Source organism: Streptomyces sp. JW3 (genome assembly GCF_052216785.1).
GTDB lineage: Bacteria > Actinomycetota > Actinomycetes > Streptomycetales > Streptomycetaceae > Streptomyces.
In genome coordinates this window covers 1-21729 of sequence record NZ_JBQOUX010000009.1, presented here as the reverse complement: position 1 = coordinate 21729, position 21729 = coordinate 1, and the positions used below count along the sequence as shown (strand labels likewise).

Below are 21729 nucleotides of genomic sequence, written 5' to 3'. Positions count from 1 at the left end.
CGCGGTATGTCCAGTTTTCCAGGCATCGCAAGGCCCGCTCGGCACCGGAGGCTCGGCGCTCCGGGCCCTCGCCCCCGCGGGCGCCTCGCTCGGCGTCGGGGGCGCCCCGCGGCTGGTGCGCTCTGTGGCTGGCGCACTCTGCGGGCGAGGCGTCAGACCTCGGGCCGCAGCATGGGCGGGTTGAGCAGGGTCGCCCCGCCCGCGCGGAAGAGCTGGGCCGGGCGCCCGCCTTGGCGGGTGGTCGTGCCGCCGGTGGGGACGAGGAAGCCCGGCGTGCCCGTGACCTTGCGGTGGAAGTTGCGCGGGTCCAGCGCCACTCCCCACACCGCCTCGTAGACGCGGCGCAGCTCGCCCACCGTGAACTCGGGCGGGCAGAACGCCGTGGCCAGTGACGAGTACTCGATCTTGGAGCGGGCCCGTTCCACCCCGTCGGCCAGGATCTGGGCGTGGTCGAAGGCCAGAGGGGCGCCGGACTCGCCCTCACGGCCGTAGGAGCCCTGTTCCAGCAACTCCTCGACCGGCGCCCAGCGGGCGTTGCTGGCGTCGCCGCCCGCCCGGGGTGCGGGCAGGTCGGGCGCGAGAGCGAGGTGGGCGACGCTCACCACCCGCATCCGGGGATCACGCTCGGGGTCGCCGTACGTCGCCAGTTGTTCGAGGTGGGCGCCGTTGTCCTGGGCGGGTGCGGCGGGGTCGTGGACGCACAGTCCGGTCTCCTCCGCCAGTTCGCGCGCCGCGGCCTGGGCCAGGTTCTCGTCGGCCCGCACGAAGCCCCCGGGGAGGGCCCAGCGCCCCTGGTACGGCGACTCGCCCCTGCGCACCGCCAGCGAGCACAGGGAGTGGCGCCGCACGGTCAGCACGACCAGGTCCACTGTGACGGCGAAGGGCGGAAAGGCTGACGGGTCGTAGGGCATGCCGCGATCATAGTCGTCTGCCTGACGATAAACACGCCCTTCGACGCGTCCGCCGGCCGCTGGTCCAGCAGGGCACGAGCGGGGGCGCACCGTTTTCTCCCGGTTGCCATTCGGTGCCGTGTCCGGCCAGGTCACACCCCCAACTGAAGCCCTTCGGCCGCTTCCTCGACCATGGCGAGACCCAGTCTGCCGACCCGTACGGCGAAGGGGGCGCCCGCGACCCGCAGCCCGGTCAGGCCGATCTCTCCCAGGGGGGTGCCGCGCAGGGGGTGCAGTGCCACCGTTCCGGCGGGGACGTCGGGGCGGATGCCCGTGAGCGTGGTGAGCAGCAGCACACCGGCCGCCGCCGCGGTGGCGGCCGGACGGCAGGCCGCCGGGTGCGGCACGGGCACGCTCCCCTCCGTGCGCTGCTCCCCCGCGTACATCTCGGGCAGCCGGTACTCGAAGGGGGCGGCCGCGGCCAGCACACCTCTGAGCAGCGCGCCCGCCGGCTTCTCGAACCCGGCGGCGGCCAGCCCCGCCACCGCGATCGCCGTCTCGTGGACCCGCACGGCGCCGGCCCGGTGGCCGAACGGGTTGTACCCCCGCTCCCTCGCACCGAGTCCGCGCAGTCCCCAGCCGCAGTCCATGTCCGGGCTGCCCAGCAGCCGGGCCAGTTGCTCGGTCTGCGCCATGTCCAGCAGGCCCGGGGCATGGACGCCCCCGCCCAGCAGCCCGGTGTCCAGGAGGTGCGCGGCGGCCGACCCCAGATGGGGTACACGGTGTCCGCCGACGATCAAGGCAGTGGCGGGCCGGCCACCGCCCGGGTCGTCGATCCAGAAGTCTCGCCGGAACGCGCTCCGCAGTTCCTTGGCCCATTGCCGCAGTCCGGCAGCCCCCGGTCTGCCGCAGGCGTCGAGCAGATCGGCACCGAGCAGGGCCGCCCGGTGGGCATGGGCCTGGGTCTCGCAGCGGATCGGTCCACCGGGATGCGGGTCGCGCACGTATACGCCGTCCCCGGCCGTGTTCCGCAGCCAGGCCAGACAGCGCTCGGCCGCCGGCAGCAGCTGCTCCGTCTCGGTTGCGGGAAGCCCCCAGCGGCGGGCCTCCGCGAGCAGGACGGGGAAGAGCAGGGTGGCCTCGGTGCCGGTAGAGCCCGGCGGCAGGTGCGGGCCCGCGTCCCGCCTCGGCCCGGGGATCAGGCCGGAGCGGGGCGCGGGGGCGGTTACCTGCGTACGGGCCAGGATGCGCAGTGTCCCCGCCGCGAGCCGGGTGCCGAGGGGAAGCGCCGTCCGGGCCGCCGCGAGTGCCTCGGCGGGGGCCAGGCCGCAGCGCCACGGTGCCCCCGCCGCCAGGTAGAGGTCGGCGTGGTGGGTGGGATCTCGTAGCAGGAGAGCACGAAGATCTTCGACGCTAGCCCGGAGGAACGCCGCCACTCCCGGGTCGTCGCCCCTCGCGGCGGCGGGCGCGAACGGGCTGTTCGCCGCGTGGCCGACGGCCCTGACCGGCCCCGCGCCACCCGGCCGCACGCGCAGTTCCAAGGTCCGGCTGCCGCCCGGCGGCAGTTCGAACTCCCAGCGCAGCACTCCCGCGGAGGCCAGCGCGTCCGCGGGGGACGGGTCCGCCGTCACCGAGGACGTGCCGTTGGCGCAGGACCAGCGCAGGCCCGAGTCGTGCACGGTGGCGGGCAGGTCCCGCCCCTCGGCACCCGCCGCGATCGCGCCGAGGTCGGCCAGGTCCGTGCCGAGGGACAGTTCGACGGGCAGACGTATCGAGCGGGGGGCCCAGTTGCGCAGAGTGATCCACTCCGTGCCGTCCGCCTGCCGGACCCGCTCGACCACCACGTCGGGGTCCGGCCCCGGTGCTGAGGAGATCCGCACGGTCCCGATGAAGCGGACCCGGTCGGCGGCGGTCCGGTGCGCCTGCACGGGGACCGGTTCGCGGCCCGCCACGAGGAGCCGGCAGCGGGAGAGCAGCCGCCGGCCTTCGCGGTAGAACCCCTCCAGCCCACGGCCGGCCAGCTGACCCTGGCCGGTCGAGACGGCCAGCCCCGGAAGCGCGACGCAGATCATGACGTCGTGGGCGGACGGCAGCACACCGGACCGCCGCCCTCCCGGACGGACGGAGCCCCGGAGAGGAGGAGAGGGAGGAGGGAGAAGAGGGGGAAGAGGATAATGAGGGGGAATGGCGGCGGTCTGAGGTCGATTCATCTGTAAGTCGATTTCTCGTCCCTGCCCCTGACCCCGTAGCCCGCGAGACACCCCGGCGTCGCCCGGAGCCGGACCGGTGTCGTCGGCGGCGTGGGGCGGAGTCGGCTGGTGCATACGGGGACTTCCTCTGCGCTCGACAGGACTCGGGCGGAAGCGGTGCCGGGTGCGTGCTCCACCGGGGCGCGCGGGGCGCGGCAGCACGGCCCGTCCCGGTGCTCCGCCACCCAGGTGAACGGCGCCGGCCTCCTCCAGGTCACGCCCGCGGCCCGGCGCCCGCCGCGGAGGCGGCTCACTCGGGCACCCGCCGCTCTCACTCATGAGGCCGCCGCCCAACTCGCCGCGTACGGCCCGCCTGCGCCCTTCCCGGGCGGGTGCCACTCGCGGGGGTGCGCGGACGGACGCGGTTCATGGACGTCTCCCGGGCCTGTGCTCCGGGACGGCGAGGGGTGCCGCCCGCCGAATCCGCCGCGCACGAGCGCGCCGGCCGGCCGGAGGCCCGTTCCGGACCGGAGGACGCGGGTTTCGGAGCGAGGGACGCGGGTTCCTCCTGGGCCGAGGACGCCGATGCCGGGGCGGAGGGGGCCGCTTCCGGCGCGGAGGAGGACGCCGATGCCGGGGCGCCGGAAGCCACTTCCGGCGCGGCGGGCCCCGGTTCCATAGCCGAGGACACCGGATCCGGAGCCGAGGACACCGGATCCGGAGCCGAGGAAGGTTCGTCGCCGGGACCGGCCGCTGTGTTCTCCTCCGCCTCCTCGGTGGTCGCGCCGGCGTCCTGCGTCCCGGTGCCCGGGCGGTCGCGGCTCCCCCGTTCACCGCGCAGACAGGTGCGGACCGACTCCGGGTCCAGGCCCTCGTTGCAGGCCTGGTGCAGCAGCCGGGCGAAGAGGTAGTCGGGATCCGCCGCCAAGGCCATGGCCAGAGCTTCCCGCGCCTCCAGTTCGTCACCGGTGGACCACGCGACCCATCCCGCCAAGGTGAGCGGCGCGGCGGCGTACTCGCCGTACGACCCGGCGCAGCGGCGGGCCAGCGCGCGCCACAGCCGAAGGGCCCGGGGCGCCTCGTCGCCCTCCATCCACTCGGCCGCGCGGTCACGGGTCGTGCGGTCCTGGAGTCCGAGGATGAGCCGCGCGGCCTCGTCGTGGGCGAGGAGTCCGTCGTCGCGAAGGTCGGCCCGGTCCGTACCGGTCACCGCTGGGGCGTCGGCCAGCCGCCTCATCAGCCGCTCCGCCAGGTCGAGGGTCTCCTCGGCCACCTCCGTACGGCTGCCGTCGTCGAGGATGCGGGAGACCAGCGCCACACTGGCCGCGTCGAGCGCGGCTTCCTGCTCCCGGACGATAGTGCCCTCCCGGGGACGCAGCCTCGCGTGCAGTTCGCTCAGCGTGCCCCGCACCTGGAGGCCCGCGTAGGTGGCGGCGGCGGCCAGCACGGATGTGCCGGGCAGGCCCATCGCGGTGCCCTCGGCCGGGCAGCAGGACTGGTCGTCGCAGCAGTACGACCAGAACCGTCCGTCGGAGATGCACAGGGCCTCGACCACCGGCACGTCGAGGGAGCCGCATTCGACGCGCAGTGTCTGCGCCAGTGTCCGCAGCCGGGTCATGACCTGCTGCCCGGTCTTGCCCTTCGCGGGTTCCTGGCAGAGGTAGGCGACCACCTGCCCGGGCCGGGCGCCCCGGCGCGCGCCGCCGGTCACGAGGCCGTGGACCAGTTGCCTGGCCGCGGCGTCCCAGTCGTCCTGGTCCGGGGGAATGCCCAGCCGGGCCCGGCCGCCGAACCGGCCGCGCCCGTCCCGTTCGTACAGGGCGACCAGGACGATGCTGTCCTCGGGGCGGTAGCCGAGGAGGTAGGGCAGCGCGTCGGCCAGTTCGGCCGGGGTCCGCAAGGTGATCGGGCCCTCGTCCTCATGCCCGTACATGGGCGGGGCGTCCGACCGCTCGCGCCCGCTGATGTCGCCGTTTTCGGAGGATCCGGTCGATCCGCTGTGGTTCGTCATGGCCCGACGATCTCGCGGAACGTGAAGCTCCGCTTTTGCCTGTGGATAACTTCGATCAGGGGCACGTCAGCCGTACCAAGGGCCGGCCCGGCGTCCGCGGCGGCGCCCCGGCTGTCAGTGGCTTCCTGTTGTATGGACCGCATGGAGCACACGAGCAACGCGGATCTCCGGACGGCCGCCGACACGGTCCTCTCCCGTCTTGTCGGGGACCCCTCCGGCGCGTCCCGGCTGCGCGAGGACCAGTGGCGGGCGATCGAGGCGCTGGTCGCCGACGGCCGCCGGGCGCTGGTGGTCCAGCGCACCGGCTGGGGCAAGTCCGCGGTCTACTTCGTCGCGACGGCGCTGCTCCGCGCGCGCGGTGGCGGGCCCACCGTGATCGTGTCCCCCCTGCTCGCGCTGATGCGCAACCAGGTCGACGCGGCTGCCCGGGCGGGCATCCGGGCCCGGACCATCAACTCTTCCAACACCGAGGAGTGGGAGGCGGTCCAGGACGAGATCGCCGCGGGCGAGGTCGACGTCCTGCTGGTGAGTCCGGAGCGGCTGAACAACCCGGACTTCCGGGACCAGGTCCTGCCGAAGCTCGCCGCCGCCACCGGCCTTCTCGTGGTGGACGAGGCCCACTGCATCTCCGACTGGGGCCACGACTTCCGGCCGGACTACCGGCGGCTGCGCACCATGCTCGCCGACCTCGCGCCCGGGGTGCCGGTGCTCGCCACCACGGCCACCGCCAACGCGCGCGTGACCGCCGATGTCGCCGAGCAGCTCGGCACGGGAGCCGCCTCGGACGCCCTGGTGCTGCGCGGTCCGCTGGACCGGGAGAGCCTGAGCCTGTCCGTGCTGCGGCTGCCGGACGCGTCGGCCCGGATGGCCTGGCTCGCCGACCACCTCGACGCGCTGCCGGGGTCGGGGATCGTCTACACCCTCACGGTCGCCGCGGCCGAGGAGGTCACCGCCTTCCTCCGCCGGCGCGGGCACCCGGTCGCCTCCTACACCGGCAAGACCGAGAACGCCGACCGGCAGCAGGCGGAGGACGACCTCCTGGCCAACCGGGTCAAGGCACTGGTCGCCACCTCGGCGCTCGGCATGGGCTTCGACAAGCCCGACCTGGGCTTCGTGGTGCACCTCGGTTCGCCCTCCTCCCCCATCGCCTACTACCAGCAGGTCGGCCGCGCCGGCCGCGGCGTCGAGCACGCGGAAGTGCTCCTGCTCCCGGGCAAGGAGGACGAGGCGATCTGGGAGTACTTCGCCTCCCTGGCCTTCCCGTCCGAGGACCTGGTACGCCGCACGCTCGACGTCCTGGCCCACGCCGGCCGGCCCTTGTCGCTGCCCGCCCTGGAGCCGCTGGTCGAACTGCGCCGCTCCCGCTTGGAGACCATGCTCAAGGTCCTCGACGTGGACGGCGCGGTGCAGCGGGTCAAGGGCGGCTGGACCGCCACCGGACGGCCGTGGACGTACGACGCCGAGCGGTACGCCTGGGTCGCGCGGCAACGCAAGGCCGAGCAGCAGGCGATGCGCGACTACGCGTCGACGACGGGCTGCCGGATGGAGTTCCTGCAACGGCAGTTGGACGACGAGGGCGCCAAGCCCTGCGGCCGCTGCGACAACTGCGCGGGCCCGCGGTTCACCGCCGAGATGTCCGACGCCGCACTCGACGCCGCCCGCGCCGATCTGGGCCGGGCCGGCGTGGAGGTGGAGCCGCGCCGCATGTGGCCGACCGGCCTGCCGGCGATCGGGGTCGAGCTGAAGGGGCGTATCCCGGCCGGTGAACAGGCCGCGACGGGCCGGGCGCTGGGGCGGCTGTCCGACATCGGCTGGGGCAACCGGCTGCGGCCCATGTTCGCGGCTCAGGCCCCGGACGGCCCGGTGCCGGACGATGTCGCCAAGGCGGTCGTCGGGGTACTGGCGGACTGGGCGAGGGCTCCCGGCGGCTGGGCCCCGGGTGTGCCGGAAGCCCGGTCGCGCCCGGTCGGCGTGGTCACCGTCGCCTCCCGCACCCGGCCGCACCTCGTCCGTTCCCTGGGCGAGCGCATCTGTGAGGTGGGGCGGCTGCCGTTGCTCGGCGCCGTCGAGTACACGTCCGATGCGCCCCGGGCGACGCGCAGCAACAGCGCCCAGCGCCTCAAGGTCCTCGACGGGGCCCTGACCGTGCCGCCCCAGCTCGCCTCCGCCCTCGCCGGGCAGCCGGGGCCGGTGCTCCTCGTCGACGACTTCACCGAGACCGGCTGGACCCTCGCGGTCGCCGCCCGGTTGCTCCGGCGGGCCGGCGCGGAGGAGGTGTTGCCGCTGGTCCTGGCCGTACAGGGCTGACCGCCCCGGACGGGCGCACGGAGCAGCGGACCCGCACAGCCGACGGCGCCCGCACGAGACGTACGACCGTGCCGGTTCTGGCTGTTCCATGCGTCACCGGGGGAAGCCCTGGGTAGGGATATAAAACACACATCATCCGATACCGGTCGCCGGTTCCAATTGCTCGTTGCCGCAACCCAGTTCGACAGGAAGAATTGGACTCCGCTCCCCGCGTGGCCCGTCCGTGACCCGGCAGGGCCGCACCGCGGTGCGCGTCCCCCGAATCAGACCCTGCCCGCGTGCGGGCGCGTAGCCGAAGGGAGGAACGTGACCTTCGGATTCGCTCCGTCCTCGGCGGCGTCCTTGTCGCCGTCCACCACGTCCGCCACCCGTGTACTCGAACCGGCGGAGTGGGCCGCCGCCGGCATCCCCCTGCTGCGCAACCCCCGGGAGATCGTCAGCGGGCTGCACGCGCGCCATCGTCCCAGGCCCGCCACCACGATCGTGGCCGTACTGGACCCGGACGAACGCCTGCGCGCCAGCGCCTCGTTCGCCGGCCGTCCGGCCCAGGCCGACGGGTGGATGTTCCGCAACGTCCTGCTCGCCCAGCTCCGCCGGGTCATCCCGCACGACCTGCGCCGCCGCACACCGGTGCGCACCGCCGTGCTGTTGTCCTGCCGCGACGGCGACGCCCGCTGGACGGAGGAGGACGGGGCGTGGATGTGGGGGCTGCGGGACGCGTGCACCCTGCACGGCCTGCGCTGCGGGGCGTACATCACGCTGACCCGGGACGGGTGGCAGGTACTGGGCGAGGGCCGGGGCGGGCGCCGGCCCAACTCGGCTTCGGCGCCGGAGCCGTTCGCCACGTCGGAGGTGCCGCTGCCCCCGCCGCGTACGGGCGGTGTGGCCTCGGAGGTACTGCGTCGCGCGGCCGCTCGCTGACGGCCCCGGCACGTCCCCCGCGTCGGCGGCATTCGTCGCGCACGTACGCCGGGACATCGCGCCGTCGGCCCGCCTAGACCCAGCCGGTCGGCCCGCCGCGACTCGGATACGCCGGGAAACAGACCCGTGCACGCTGGACGGCAAACCTGCCGCGTGCGGCCCTCATGCCTCCGCGCAAGCGCCCTTGTTGCGCGGACACCGCACCTCGGCGCAAGTCCCCTGTTGCACGCGGCTCGCACCGCCGAACAAGCGACCCCGTTGCACGACCGCCACACCTCCGCGCGAACACCCTGGCTACGCGCCCCCGCCATCTCCACGCCCCACCGACCCGGCGTCACGGTCCAGGGCAGAATCGGGGAAGCGGGCCGCGTGCCCGGTGTCGCCGGTCGGAGAAGCCGGTTGCGGCCGCACCACGCCACCCGCCGCCGGTCAGTGCGAGGACCAGCGGAGGGCGGGTCCGCCGGGCAGGCGAAAGCCGCCGCCGTACGGATGCCGCACGGCGACCCCTTCGTCAGCCCGGCGCGGAACCGGCGCGCGAAAGCCGGCTCAGGCCTTCGCGCCCAGCACCGTGTTGATGCGCTGCGGGTCGCCGCAGACGATCAGCAGGGCACCGGCACGGGTGTGGGCCAGCGACAGCGCGGTGGCGGCAACGGCCTCGGAACCGCCGTTGACCGCCACGACGACCACGGGCCGCACGGCGGCACGGTCCGCGGCGACCGCGTCGGCGTAGAAGACGTCGTCGCCCGCGTCGTGCTGGGCCCAGTAGGAGGCTTCACCGAAGGACAGTTCGTGGGTGGCCCACGGGTGTGACTCGCCGGTGGTGAGCACCAGCACGTCGCCGGGGGCGCGACCCGCGTCCAGCAGCAGGTCCACGGCCTCTTCGGCGGCGTCGAGGGCGCCTTCGACCGAGGCCGGGATCAGCTGGATCTGCGGAGCGGCCGAGCCCGCGACGGGTGCGGCGGGAGCCGCAGGACCCGACGGGCCGGGCTTGGCCGCAGCCGCGTCACGTGGCGTGCGCTGCGCCGGAGGCGCGGGGCGGAGTGGGCCGGGACGCCCGGGTCGCGGCGGGGCCGCGGGGCGGGGACCGGGAACAGGGCGGGGGGTCGGCGCGACGCGGCCGCTGGCCGGAGTGGCGCGGGGACCCTGGGCACTCTCGTGAATCTGAGGCTCCTCGGGAATGAGAGGCATGAGCTGATTTTTATCAAACATTGGTGCGGCTCGCGCCAGCGGGTGGCACATACGCACGAACGGAAGCGTCAGAAGTCGAAGCCGAGCTGACCCTCGATCGCCGGAACGCTTCCCTCCGCCAAGCTGCGGACCTTCTTGAGGTGCCGCCACTGGGGCAGCGCATCAAGATACGCCCACGACAAACGGTGGTACGGGGTGGGGCCCCGCTCCGCCAGTGCGGCCTTGTGCACGGGCGACGGATACCCGGCGTTGTCCGCAAAACCGAAGTCTGCATGGTCGCTACCCAGTTCGGCCATCATTTTGTCGCGCTGGACCTTGGCGATCACCGAGGCCGCCGCGACCGCCACGCACGACTGGTCACCCTTGATCACCGTGCGTACCCGCCATGGTGTCCCGAGGTAGTCGTGCTTGCCGTCGAGGATGACCGCGTCGGGACGGACCGGCAGGGTCTCCAGGGCACGGACCGCAGCGAGTCGCAACGCGGCCGTCATCCCCAGGTCGTCGATCTCCTCGGGCGAGGCATGCCCCAGGGCGTACGACGTCACCCAGGTACGCAGCACCTCGGCCAACTGGCCCCGCCGCTTGACGGTGAGCAGCTTGGAGTCGGTGAGGCCCTCCGGGGGCCGGCGCAGACCGGTGACGGCCGCGCAGACGGTGACGGGGCCGGCCCAAGCGCCACGCCCCACCTCGTCGACACCGGCAATGGTCTTCGCTCCGGTCGTGGCGCGAAGAGAGCGCTCGACGGTGTGGGTGGGTGGTTCGTACGGCATGGCGTTCATAGCGTACGCCGCCCCGAACCGCCGGCGACACCCCGGTTCCCTCAGCGGCGCGACACCCTTCTCCGCCGCTTTCCCCGCCGCATGGTCAGGGGCCGGCAGGACGCAGCAGCGGCACCATCAACTGGTCGATCATCTTCTCTATCTCCTGGTCCGGCCATTCGCAGCCGCACACCTTTGAGCGATACATCATCATCGCCGGAAGAGCATCGAATACATAGCCGTTCGCCGCGTCGGAGCGCACCTCATTCCGCCCGATTCCGCGATTGATGACCTCACACAGCAGCCTGACGGTCGGCTCGATCACGACCTCCGCGATCACGGCGTGGAAGCGTTCCGCCTGGACGGTGTCGCATTCGTGAATGACCGAACGCAGGGCGAGTCCAGGCCGGGAGAACATGGCGTCGCGTGCCCGCCGGCACAGGGCGAGGAGGTCCTCGCGCACGCTTCCCAGGTCCGGCGCGGTGTCGAAACGCGGCAGCCCGGACCGCAGCGCGTCCGCGACGAGATCTTCCTTGGACGGCCATCGCCGGTAGACGGCCGCCTTGCCGGTCTGCGCGGCGGCCGCGACACCCTCCATCGTCAGCCCGTTCCAGCCGACCGTGCCGAGCTGCTCCAGCGCCGCGTCGAGGATCGCGCGTTCCAGTACCGCGCCACGTCGGCGAGAGGCCGTCTGAGCGGTGGCGACCCCCCATTGCGAAGTAGTCATTCAGCTGCCTCCAGAGGCATGCGAAGCGGGGATTCGGGGGCTGCGGGGAGGCGCCGCGCGACCGCGAGGGGGAGGGAAACGCGACACCGGGGACAGTGAACGCTTGCGTTCACTGTCCGAGGGTCACTACCGTCGGCGTGACAGTGAACGTCAGCGTTCACTAAGTCTCTCGTGGGGGATTCACAGTGACAACCTCTCCATTACTCCAGGACCCGAAGCCGGGCCAGGCCCGCAGGAACCAACGCCCCGGCATCGCGCTCACCGTCATCGCGGCCTGCCAACTCATGGTGGTACTCGACGCGACGATTGTGAACATCGCTCTCCCGCACATTCAAGACGCCCTGAAGTTCAGCACCACCGACCTCACTTGGGTGGTCAGTGCCTACACGCTCACCTTCGGCGGTCTGCTGCTCCTCGGCGGCCGGGCCGGTGACATCCTGGGCCGCCGCCGGGTCTTCATGGCCGGCATCCTGATCTTCACCTTCGCCTCACTGCTCGGCGGATTCGCCCAGGAGCCCTGGCAGTTGCTAGCCGCACGGGTGCTTCAGGGCATGGGCGGCGCGATCGCGTCCCCCACCTCTCTGGCTCTCATCACCACGACGTTCCCCGAGGGTCCCGAGCGCAACCGCGCCTTCGGTGTCTTCGCCGCCGTCTCCGCGGGAGGCGGTGCCATAGGCCTGCTGGCGGGCGGCATGCTCACCGAATGGCTCGACTGGCGCTGGGTGCTCTTCGTCAACGTGCCCATCGGCCTGCTGATCGCCGCCCTCGCCCCGCTGTACATCAACGAGTCCGAACGGCACTCCGGCCGCTTCGACATCGCCGGTGCGGTGACCTCCACGGCGGGCATGGCGACCCTTGTCTACGGCTTCATCAGGGCCGCGGACGAGGGCTGGCGGGACAGCCTGACCATCGGCTCCTTCGGGGCCGCCGTGGTCCTGCTGCTGGCGTTCGTCCGCATCGAGTCCCGGGCCCGGGAACCGATCACCCCGCTGCGAATGTTCACCGACCGCAACCGCTCCGGCACGTATGTGATCATGCTGAGCCTGGCCGCCGCGATGTTCGGGATGTTCTTCTACATCGTGCTGTTCGTCCAGAACGTACTGGGCTACACCCCCATCGAAGCCGGGCTCGCCTTCCTGCCGGTCACCGTGGTGATCGCGCTGGGTGCCGGCCTGTCCCAGCGCTTCCTCCCCGTCCTCGGTCCCAAGCCGTTCATGGTCGCCGGCTCGACGCTCGCGGCGATCGGACTGGCCTGGCAGGCGCTCATCCGTTCCGACAGCACGTATGCGGGCGGGGTACTGGGCCCCATGCTCATCTTCGGTTTCGGAATGGGGCTGAACTTCGTCACGCTGACGCTCACCGCGGTCTCCGGCGTCGCCCAGCACGAGGCCGGCGCGGCCTCCGGCCTGCTCAACACCATGCAGCAGGTCGGCGGGGCCCTCGGGCTGTCCATCCTGACGACCGTGTTCGGCACGGCGAGCAGGAACGAGGCGGAGAAGCAACTGCCGAGCTTCCTCGCCGACAGCTCGCCGGAGCAGAAGGCGGAGTTCGCCCGGACCCAGCAGCTTCCCGCACCCTGGGGGCACGACGTACTGGCACAGGGCATCTCCGCGTCGTTCATCCCGGCCGCCGTGATGGCCGTGCTCGCCCTGGCCACGGCCTGGCTGGTGATCCGGGTCCGCAAAAGCGACCTGGAGGCTCTGTCCGGGACCGCCGGACCCGCCGCCAGATGAGGTGACCACCCCGCGGGCCGGCCGAGACCGGCCGACAGGTCTGTACTCCGCCACCTGCCGGCCGTCGTCTCGTCGGCTCACGGCTCCGTCCGGCGGTTTCATGACCGTCCGTGACGCCAGGGAGCGGGCGCTTCCCGTCCGCCGCCCGCCGGGCGGCACAGCCGACGGCGCCAGGGCCGGCCACACCCAAGGGACGACGAACAACAAGACGACGAACAAGACGGCGAGCAGGACGGCGAGCAAGGCGACCGATACGAAAATGATCAGGACGGACAGGGACTCCATGACCTCCTCCTGACGCTCGGCCGATCGGTGCGCGGCCTCCCTGCCTCATGCATGGAGGTCACACCGCACTTGCCACGACAACGAGTGGCCGGTCACAGAGAGTTCCCGATGGATGCGGTGAGTTACCGGCACGGCGGCTCAGACTTCCGCCGCCAGCCAGTCCGGCAGCGCTTCCGTCCGCTCCACCCAGGCCGTGGGCGGGGCCCCGGCCCGGCCCGCCGCGATCACACCTCCCACGATGGCGCAGGTCGTGTCCACGTCCCCACCGACCTGGGCCGTGGTCCAAAAGCCCCCTTCGTAGTCTCCGAGGGCTCGCGCGGCCGACCAGATCGCGAACGGCACCGTGTCATGAGCGGTGGTACGCCGCCCGCAGCCAAGGACCGCCGCCACCGTGCCCGCGTCACCGTAGTCGAGCATGTCCCGGGCCCGGCGCAGTCCCGCGCCGACCGCGCTCTTCCCCGGTACCAGGGCGATCACCCCGTCGAGGAGCGCCTCCACGTCCGGCGGGCCGTCGGGCGTCGCGGCCAGCGCGGCGGCAGCGGCCACGGCCATGGCTCCGACCACCGCTTCCCGGTGCTGGTGCGTGGGGTAGGCGGAGATCTCCGCCTGATGTGTGGCCTGCTCGGGATCGTCCGCGTACCAGGCGCCCAGCGGGGCGATCCGCATCGCGGCGCCGTTGCCCCAGGAGCCCCGTCCGTCGAAGAGCGCGGCGGCGAGTTCCCGCCAGTCACCGCCCTCGCGGACCAGCCGCAGCAGCCGGTTGACCGCGGGGCCGTACCCCCGGTCGAAGTCGTGGTGCTCGGCGAAGGAGCGGGCCAGCGCGTCCTGGTCGACGCGTTGGTGGGCGGCGAGCACGGCCACCACGGAGCAGGCCATCTCCGTGTCGTCCGTCCACTGCCAGATTCCGGGCGGTACCTCACGCCGCTTCAGCAGGGGAAGGTTGACGGGCACGAAGTACTGCGAGCCCAGCGCGTCGCCCACCGACAGCCCGCGCAGACTGGCCAGGGCCCGGTCCAGGCGCTCCTCGGCCGGGAAAGGACGCTCCTCGGCAGCAGAATGTGCGGTCGTCATGGCCCTGCCCTCCCGTCCAGTCATCGGGTCCGCTCATCCAGTCCACCTGGTCACCTGGTCACCTGGTCACCTGGTGAACCGGCCATCTGGTCCGCCATCCAGTCATGAGTCATCCAGTCATCCAGTCATCCAGTACGGTTCCGGATCGCGCCAGCGGTGGAACGGCCGGTCGAGCCGATACCGCCCGTCGTCATCGAGAACGAGCATCCGTATCTCGCCGTTCCCCGGGTTGGACAGCGACTCGAACTCCGCGACCGTCCAGTGGAACCACCGCATGCAGAACAGCCGCATGGCCAGCCCGTGCGTCACCAGGAGCACGTTGGGCGGGTGGTCGGGGTCCTCGAAGCTGCGGAACAGGCTCTCCAGGAAGCCGCCCACCCGGTCGTACACGTCCGCGCCGGACTCGCCCTGGGCGAAGCGGTAGAAGAAGTGGCCGTAGGCGTCGCGGTACGCCTTCTGGAGGCGTACGTCCTCGCGGTCCTGCCAGTTCCCCCAGTCCTGCTCGCGCAGCCGGGGCTCCTCCCGTACCCGTATGAGTTCGGGGTCGAGACGGAAGGCTCGCAGGGTCTCGTGCGTGCGCCGGTAGGGGGAGACGTACACGCTGACCCGTTCGCGGCCGAACACCTCGCGCAGTTTCTCGCCCGTCCGCCCGGCCTCGCGCCAGCCCTGCTCGGTCAGCCCCAGGGCGTGGTCGGGCTCGCGCTCGTACACGGAGTCGTCGAGGTTGCCGGTTGACTCTCCGTGCCGGACAAGGACGATGCGCCGTGGTCGTGCCATGCCAAGACCCTAGATCGCGCCGGCCGCCGCCGAGCACCCGGGCGGCCTCCATACGGCGTACGTCACACAGGGCCTCACACCGTCCAGGACGGTTCCAGCTCCACGATGTCCCCGGTGAGCGCCGCGATGTCGGCCTCCGTCTGGGCCCGCAGGGCGAGCCGCTCCACCCGCTCGGCGCGGTATTTGCCGTGCTCGGCGGCGGCCTGCCACATCGACAGCACCAGGTACTCGTGGCCCGGCGCTTCGCCGAACAGGCCGCGGATCATGCCGGGCGAACCGGCCATCGCGGGGTTCCACACCTTCTCCTGCATCAGGACGAAGTGCTCGGCGCGCTCCTCGTGGGCCCGGCAGAGGGCCACCCGTACCAGATCGGCGTCCGTGAACCGCGGCTCGAAGCCGGTCTTCACATCGAAGCGGTGGTCGAAGAGCCTGGTCCTGGCGTTCTTGAAGGTGCCCGACTGGGACGCCGCGAGCCGGTCGTGGGAACGGGCCATGAAGGAGTCGTAGAAGGTGCGGCTCTCCCAGAAGGTGAAGACGTGCGCCACGTCCGGCCGTATCCGGCTCCAGCCACCGCCCTGTCCGCGAAAACCCGGCTCCCCCGGAAGCCCCGCCCACTTTCGCTGCCCCCGCTCGAAACCGCGGCGGTCCACCACGGTGCAGCGAATCCACTTGACCAGCACCGCGCCATCGTACGGCCAGGAAACACGGCCCCGGTCGCCCTTGCGAAGTCTGCTTTCCGCTCCGGCCCGCGCATGCGTGGCAGGATGGACAACCGGCCGTCGCTGTTCGGGAGTTGGCGTGCACGGGCAGGACGGGCTACCGGGAAGGGGAAGTGAGTGAACGGCCTCAGCAAGGGGATCGGCAAGGTCGAGGTCGCCCTGAGATGGGACCCGAACCCGGCGGGCGAGCCGCCGGCCGATCTGGACCTGGTCGCCGCGACCTACCTGGCGGGCGATCCGTACGGTGATCCCTCCTATGTGGTGCACTTCGACAGCCGTTCCCCGGACGGCACCATCTATCTCAACCGGGACAGCCAGGACGGCAAGGGCTTCGGCTTCGACGAGGTCATGACGCTGGAAGTGGAACGGCTCGACGCGCGGTACGCGCGCGTGGTGGTCGGTGTGGTCATACAGCAGCGCTCCGGCCGGCGCACCTTCGTCGGCGTGACCCACCCGGGCCTGCGCATCCGTGAGGGCTACACCGAGCTGGCCGCGACCGACTTCGGCGAGGTCCTGGGGTCGACGGCGGCGACGGTCGCCGAGTTCGTCCGGGACGCGGACGGGGCGTGGGAGTTCCGCGCCGGTGTGCACGGCTACGAGGACGATCCCGCCGACTTCACCAGGACCATGGGAGCCACCCGGCGGCCTTGAGCGCCGTACATGAGTAAGGGGCGCCGGCCATTGGCCGGCGCCCCTTACTCATGCGTCACCGGGTGTCAGCTGCACCCGCTGGTCGAGCCGCAGCCCTCGCAGATGTAGCAGGAACCGGCCCGCTGCATCTTGGTGCCGCAGGAGAAGCACAGCGGGGCGTCGGCCTGGATGCCCAGCTGCATCTCCACCAGCTCGGCGCTGGTGTGCGCCTGCTTGGGAGCGGGCTTGGCCGCCTCGACCTCGGCCTTCGGCGTGGCCACCGCCTTCAGCTCCTGGGCGCGCGGCGCCGACTGGGCCAGGCCCTCGACGTCGACCTCGTCGTCGGACGGCTCGTAGGAGCCGGTCTCCAGGTGCCGCTGGCGCTCCTCGGCGGAGTGGATGCCGAGCGCGGAGCGGGTCTCGAAGGGCAGGAAGTCCAGCGCCAGACGGCGGAAGATGTAGTCGACGATCGACTGCGCCATCCGCACGTCCGGGTCGTCCGTCATACCGGCCGGCTCGAAGCGCATGTTGGTGAACTTCGAGACGTACGTCTCCAGCGGCACGCCGTACTGGAGGCCGACGGAGACCGCGATGGAGAAGGCGTCCATCATGCCCGCGAGGGTCGAGCCCTGCTTGGACATCTTCAGGAAGACCTCGCCCAGGCCGTCGTCCGGGTAGGAGTTGGCGGTCATGTAGCCCTCGGCGCCGCCGACGGTGAAGGACGTGGTGATGCCGGGACGTCCCTTCGGGAGGCGCTTGCGGACCGGGCGGTACTCGACGACCTTCTCGACCTTGGCCTCGACGGGCGCGGGCGCCTCGGCCTGCTCCGCCTTGGTGTCCTTGGTCTTGGCCGAGAGCGGCTGGCCCACCTTGCAGTTGTCGCGGTAGATCGCGAGCGCCTTGACGCCGAGCTTCCAGGCCTCGTAGTAGATCTCCTCGACCTCCTCAACGGTCGCCGACTCCGGCATGTTGACCGTCTTGGAGATGGCACCGGAGATCCACGGCTGGATCGCGGCCATCATGCGCACGTGGCCCATCGGGGAGATGGCCCGCTCGCCCATGGCGCAGTCGAACACCTCGTAGTGCTCGGGCTTGAGGCCGGGGGCGTCGATCACATTGCCGTGCTCGGCGATGTGGGCGACGACCGCCTCGATCTGCTCCTCCTGGTAGCCCAGGCGGCGCAGGGCCTGCGGCACGGTGCCGTTGACGATCTGCATCGAGCCGCCGCCGACCAGCTTCTTGAACTTGACCAGCGCGAGGTCGGGCTCGACACCGGTGGTGTCGCAGGACATCGCCAGACCGATGGTGCCGGTCGGGGCGAGGACGGACGCCTGGGAGTTACGGAAACCGTTCTTCTCGCCGAGGCGCAGTACGTCCTGCCAGGACTCGGTGGCGGCGGCCCAGACCGGGGTGTCCAGGTCGTCCATGCGCACGGCCGTGCCGTTGGCGTCGGAGTGCTGCTTCATGACCCGCTTGTGGGCGTCCGCGTTGCGGGCGTAGCCGTCGTACGGGCCGACGACCGCGGCCAGCTCGGCGGAGCGGCGGTAGGCGGTGCCGGTCATCAGGGAGGTGATGGCACCGGCCAGGGAGCGGCCGCCGTCGGAGTCGTACGCGTGGCCGGTGGCCATCAGCAGGGCGCCGAGGTTGGCGTAGCCGATGCCGAGCTGGCGGAAGGCGCGGGTGTTCTCGCCGATCTTCTGGGTCGGGAAGTCCGCGAAGCAGATCGAGATGTCCATCGCGGTGATGACCAGCTCGACGACCTTCTGGAAGCGGTCGGCCTGGAAGGACTGGTTGCCCTTGCCGTCGTCCTTCAGGAACTTCATCAGGTTCAGCGAGGCGAGGTTGCAGGACGTGTTGTCCAGGTGCATGTACTCGCTGCACGGGTTGGAGCCGTTGATCCGGCCGGACTCCGGGCAGGTGTGCCAGTGGTTGATGGTGTCGTCGTACTGGATGCCCGGGTCGGCACAGGCCCAGGCGGCCTCGGCCATCTTGCGGAACAGGCCCTTGGCCTCGACCTCTTCGATGACCTCGCCGGTCATCCGGGCCCGCAGGCCGAACTTGCCGCCCTGCTCGACCGCCTTCATGAACTCGTCGTTCACGCGGACCGAGTTGTTGGCGTTCTGGTACTGGACGGACGTGATGTCGTCGCCGCCCAGGTCCATGTCGAAGCCCGCGTCGCGCAGGGCGCGGATCTTCTCCTCCTCCGAGACCTTGGTCTGGATGAAGTCCTCGACGTCGGGGTGGTCGACGTCCAGGATGACCATCTTGGCCGCGCGGCGGGTGGCGCCGCCGGACTTGATGGTGCCGGCCGAGGCGTCGGCGCCGCGCATGAAGGAGACCGGGCCGGAGGCGTTGCCACCGGAGGACAGCAGTTCCTTGGAGGAACGGATCCGGGAGAGGTTCAGGCCGGCGCCGGAGCCGCCCTTGAAGATCATGCCCTCTTCCTTGTACCAGTCGAGGATCGACTCCATGGAGTCGTCGACGGACAGGATGAAGCAGGCGGAGACCTGCTGCGGCTGGGGCGTGCCCACGTTGAACCAGACGGGGCTGTTGAAGCTGAAGATCTGGTGCAGGAGGGCGTAGGCCAGCTCGTGCTCGAAGATCTCGGCGTCGGCGGGCGAGGCGAAGTACTTGTAGTCCTCGCCGGCCTTCCGGTACGTCTTCACGATGCGGTCGATCAGCTGCTTGAGGCTGGTCTCGCGCTGCGGGGTGCCGACGGCACCCCGGAAGTACTTGCTGGTGACGATGTTGACCGCGTTCACCGACCAGAAGTCGGGGAACTCCACGCCGCGCTGCTCGAAGTTGACCGAGCCGTCGCGCCAGTTGGTCATGACGACGTCACGACGCTCCCAGGCCACCTCGTCGTAGGGGTGCACCCCCGGGGTGGTGTGGATGCGCTCGACGCGGAGTCCCTTGCTCGCCTTCGTGCCCTTGGCGCGGGAACTCCGTGCCGGACCGCTCGCCGTCTCTGTCATGCCGCCTCCCTGTACGGGCGAAAACGCCCTGAAGTGCCACGATGTTCCCGTGACACGGTGTTCTGTCTGGTGCTGCGAGCCCCCTGGCACGGCCCGCAACAGGTCTCTTCTTCGCCGCCGTCCGGCCGGGCCCCGGTCCTCACTCTTGGAGGGGCGAGGGCCGGCCCGCCGGTCAGTCGGCGGCGCCTGCGGGCTCGGGGACCTGCGTCGCCCCCTCGGGCCCGCGGCCGTTTTCTTCCTGGCTCCCCGCGCCGGCGCCGTCGCCGCCGCCCTCGCCGGGCCGTCCCGTCTCTTGCCTGAGTTCCTCGATCGCGGCCTCGAAGTCCTCGAGCGAGTCGAACGCCCGGTAGACCGAGGCGAACCGCAGGTAGGCGACGAGATCCAGCTCCTGGAGCGGGCCGAGTATGGCCAGCCCCACGTCGTGACTGGTCAGCTCGGCGCTTCCGGTGGCCCGCACCGCCTCCTCGACCCGCTGGCCGAGCTGGGCGAGCGCGTCCTCGGTGACGGGCCGGCCCTGGCACGCCTTGCGCACACCGTTGATGATCTTGGTGCGGCTGAACGGTTCGGTGACTCCGGACCGCTTGACCACCATCAGTGAGCAGGTCTCCACGGTCGTGAACCGACGGGAGCAGTCAGGGCACTGGCGGCGCCTGCGGATCGACGTGCCGTCGTCGGTCGTACGGCTGTCGACGACGCGGCTGTCGGGGTGCCTGCAGAAGGGGCAGTGCATGGGGCTCCAACCCTCCTCACGGCAGACTCAATAGCCTCACAAGGGCCTTCAGGCCCCTCGAAGCAGCCCCCAGCATAGGCGATCGCCACCAGCCTCAAGACCGGGGGGACCACAACTTGTGGGCCACTGATGCAATCCAACCACTAGATATGGGGATTGGCTCATACATCCACGCCGTCACGCGTGTCGCACCCCGGCAGGCACCCACCACCCGGCCGTTCACCTCGGCGAACCGGACCGCACCCGGCCGGGGTCCTCACCGGGACCGCCACCGGGCCCGCTTCCGGGCCCGTCCCCAGCACCGCGCGCGGTCCGCCGGCGCGGCGCCGCCGACCGGGCCGCGCGTGCGCGACCGCAAAGCCGGAACATGCGCGTTCGCGAATCCGGGACCCGTACGGCCGCGCATCCGGCGGGCCGGACGGCACGGCACGCGCGCGTGGGCACCAGCTACCGGCGTGGCGCGTGCGGAGATACCGTGGGCGCCGCGGGGAGGCGAGGTGGGACTCCCGCACAGATGGGGACCGCTCCCCGTCCGACGGAATGCCGAATGGCAGACTGGGGCACGGCTCGCGAGGTCACACCCGGCGGTGAAGGGTACAGCAATGGACCTTTATGTCCGCCGAACCCCGTGGGGCGATAAGGCGATACACCTGGACACCTGATCACGTCAGGCAAACCGCGTTTTTTCACTCGAACGTGTGTTTGGCGCAACCTTTCGAAAGCAACTACCGTTGTCCAGCAGGGAGACCATCGAGAGGGGCCGACGTGACCACCACCGCAGACAGTGCCGCCATCACCGCCCAGGACCGCTCCGCTGGGCGGATCGAGCCGGTGCACGCGATGAACGAAGCCACGAATCCCGAGGGGGTCAAGCGCTCGATGCCGGGCCGACCTCCAGGAATCAGGGCGGACAGCTCAGGACTCACCGACCGCCAACGCCGGGTGATCGAAGTCATCCGGGACTCGGTCCAGCGCCGGGGCTACCCGCCGTCGATGCGGGAGATCGGCCAGGCCGTCGGCCTCTCCAGCACGTCCTCCGTCGCCCATCAGCTGATGGCGCTGGAGCGCAAGGGTTTCCTGCGCCGCGACCCGCACCGCCCGCGCGCCTACGAGGTGCGCGGCTCCGACCAGGCCGCCTCCGTGCAGCCCACGGACACCGCGGGCAAGCCGGCCGCGTCGTACGTGCCGCTCGTCGGGCGCATCGCGGCCGGCGGCCCGATCCTCGCCGAGGAGTCCGTCGAGGACGTCTTCCCGCTGCCCCGGCAGCTGGTCGGTGACGGCGAGCTGTTCGTGCTCAAGGTGGTCGGCGACTCGATGATCGAGGCTGCCATCTGCGACGGCGACTGGGTCACGGTCCGCCGCCAGCCGGTCGCCGAGAACGGTGACATCGTCGCCGCGATGCTCGACGGCGAGGCCACGGTCAAGCGTTTCAAGCGCGAGGACGGCCACGTCTGGCTGCTCCCGCACAACTCGGCGTACGAGCCGATCCCCGGCGACGACGCGACCATCCTCGGCAAGGTGGTGGCGGTGCTGCGCCGCGTCTGACCGTCACGGCGCGCGGGCCCCGTCCGGGCCCCGCCGTCCTGACCGGGCCCCGGGACCCTTGCGCCGGTTCCGGGGCCCTGTGCTGTCCGCGGACCCTGGCGACAGCGGCTTTCGAATCCCGGTGACGGCGGCTTTCGGACCCCGGAAACAGCGGCCTTCCGGATCCCCGGTAACGGCGGCTTTCCGGATCTCCGGTGATGGCGGCTTTCGGACGAGTGGTGACAGCGGCTTTCGGATCGGTGGGGGGGGGGGGGGGGGGGGGGGGGGGGGGGG

16 protein-coding genes are annotated in these 21729 nt (G+C 71.7%); 5 read left to right on the top strand and 11 right to left on the bottom strand.

Annotated features, from left to right (window positions below; genetic code table 11):
- Positions 1–152: 152 nt before the first annotated feature.
- The 3 genes from ACTT8P_RS06200 to ACTT8P_RS06190 form a co-directional block, all read right to left on the bottom strand.
- On the bottom strand, positions 153–911 hold the full coding sequence (locus tag ACTT8P_RS06200; RefSeq protein WP_442830507.1) for an NUDIX hydrolase: 759 nt from the start codon (positions 909–911) through the stop codon (positions 153–155).
- A gap of 131 nt (positions 912–1042) precedes the next feature.
- Positions 1043–2962 (bottom strand): glycogen debranching N-terminal domain-containing protein, encoded by a 1920-nt coding sequence (locus tag ACTT8P_RS06195; protein WP_442830578.1) that lies wholly within the window; start codon positions 2960–2962, stop codon positions 1043–1045.
- Positions 2963–3410: 448 nt separating this feature from the next.
- The gene (locus ACTT8P_RS06190; RefSeq protein ID WP_442830506.1) at positions 3411–5090 is read right to left on the bottom strand and encodes a DUF4192 family protein; all 1680 of its coding nucleotides are present in this window, start codon (positions 5088–5090) and stop codon (positions 3411–3413) included.
- A 141-nt stretch (positions 5091–5231) separates the two neighbouring features.
- On the opposite strand from ACTT8P_RS06190, the gene ACTT8P_RS06185 reads away from it, so the two are divergent.
- Positions 5232–7397, top strand: a complete 2166-nt coding sequence (locus tag ACTT8P_RS06185; protein WP_442830505.1) for a RecQ family ATP-dependent DNA helicase — start codon at positions 5232–5234, stop codon at positions 7395–7397.
- A gap of 306 nt (positions 7398–7703) precedes the next feature.
- Positions 7704–8318 (top strand): hypothetical protein, encoded by a 615-nt coding sequence (locus ACTT8P_RS06180; RefSeq protein ID WP_442830504.1) that lies wholly within the window; start codon positions 7704–7706, stop codon positions 8316–8318.
- Positions 8319–8864: 546 nt separating this feature from the next.
- Here ACTT8P_RS06180 and ACTT8P_RS06175 read toward each other — a convergent pair.
- The 3 genes from ACTT8P_RS06175 to ACTT8P_RS06165 form a co-directional block, all read right to left on the bottom strand.
- Positions 8865–9506 (bottom strand): hypothetical protein, encoded by a 642-nt coding sequence (locus ACTT8P_RS06175; RefSeq protein ID WP_442830503.1) that lies wholly within the window; start codon positions 9504–9506, stop codon positions 8865–8867.
- Positions 9507–9574: 68 nt separating this feature from the next.
- Positions 9575–10276: a ribonuclease HII gene (locus ACTT8P_RS06170; protein ID WP_442830502.1), complete on the bottom strand. Its 702-nt coding sequence runs from the start codon at positions 10274–10276 to the stop codon at positions 9575–9577.
- Between the two features lie 94 nt (positions 10277–10370).
- Positions 10371–10991, bottom strand: coding sequence for a TetR/AcrR family transcriptional regulator (locus ACTT8P_RS06165; RefSeq protein WP_442830501.1), 621 nt, complete (start codon positions 10989–10991; stop codon positions 10371–10373).
- A 185-nt stretch (positions 10992–11176) separates the two neighbouring features.
- Here ACTT8P_RS06165 and ACTT8P_RS06160 point away from each other — a divergent pair, with 185 nt between their 5' ends.
- Positions 11177–12724, top strand: a complete 1548-nt coding sequence (locus tag ACTT8P_RS06160) for an MFS transporter (protein ID WP_442830500.1) — start codon at positions 11177–11179, stop codon at positions 12722–12724.
- A 423-nt stretch (positions 12725–13147) separates the two neighbouring features.
- Here the strand turns inward: ACTT8P_RS06160 and ACTT8P_RS06155 are convergent, their stop codons facing one another.
- From ACTT8P_RS06155 to ACTT8P_RS06145, 3 genes are all read right to left on the bottom strand, one after another.
- Positions 13148–14080 (bottom strand): ADP-ribosylglycohydrolase family protein, encoded by a 933-nt coding sequence (locus ACTT8P_RS06155; RefSeq protein WP_442830499.1) that lies wholly within the window; start codon positions 14078–14080, stop codon positions 13148–13150.
- Positions 14081–14197: 117 nt separating this feature from the next.
- Complete coding sequence (locus tag ACTT8P_RS06150) at positions 14198–14857, bottom strand: histidine phosphatase family protein (RefSeq protein WP_442830498.1); 660 nt, start codon at positions 14855–14857, stop codon at positions 14198–14200.
- A gap of 74 nt (positions 14858–14931) precedes the next feature.
- Positions 14932–15537 carry a YdbC family protein gene (locus ACTT8P_RS06145; RefSeq protein WP_442830497.1) on the bottom strand — a complete coding sequence of 202 codons (606 nt, stop codon included), beginning with the start codon at positions 15535–15537 and terminating at the stop codon, positions 14932–14934.
- Positions 15538–15693: 156 nt separating this feature from the next.
- Between ACTT8P_RS06145 and ACTT8P_RS06140 the strand changes: the two genes are divergently transcribed.
- On the top strand, positions 15694–16227 hold the full coding sequence (locus tag ACTT8P_RS06140; RefSeq protein WP_442830496.1) for a TerD family protein: 534 nt from the start codon (positions 15694–15696) through the stop codon (positions 16225–16227).
- Between the two features lie 65 nt (positions 16228–16292).
- Here the strand turns inward: ACTT8P_RS06140 and ACTT8P_RS06135 are convergent, their stop codons facing one another.
- Both ACTT8P_RS06135 and nrdR read right to left on the bottom strand, forming a co-directional pair.
- Entirely contained in the window at positions 16293–19181 is a 2889-nt protein-coding gene (locus ACTT8P_RS06135) for a vitamin B12-dependent ribonucleotide reductase (RefSeq protein ID WP_442830495.1), read from the bottom strand.
- A 172-nt stretch (positions 19182–19353) separates the two neighbouring features.
- Positions 19354–19911 carry a transcriptional regulator NrdR gene (gene nrdR / locus ACTT8P_RS06130; protein WP_442830494.1) on the bottom strand — a complete coding sequence of 186 codons (558 nt, stop codon included), beginning with the start codon at positions 19909–19911 and terminating at the stop codon, positions 19354–19356.
- 765 nt (positions 19912–20676) lie between these two features.
- On the opposite strand from nrdR, the gene lexA reads away from it, so the two are divergent.
- Positions 20677–21456, top strand: coding sequence for a transcriptional repressor LexA (lexA, locus tag ACTT8P_RS06125; protein ID WP_361162973.1), 780 nt, complete (start codon positions 20677–20679; stop codon positions 21454–21456).
- Positions 21457–21729 lie beyond the last annotated feature (273 nt).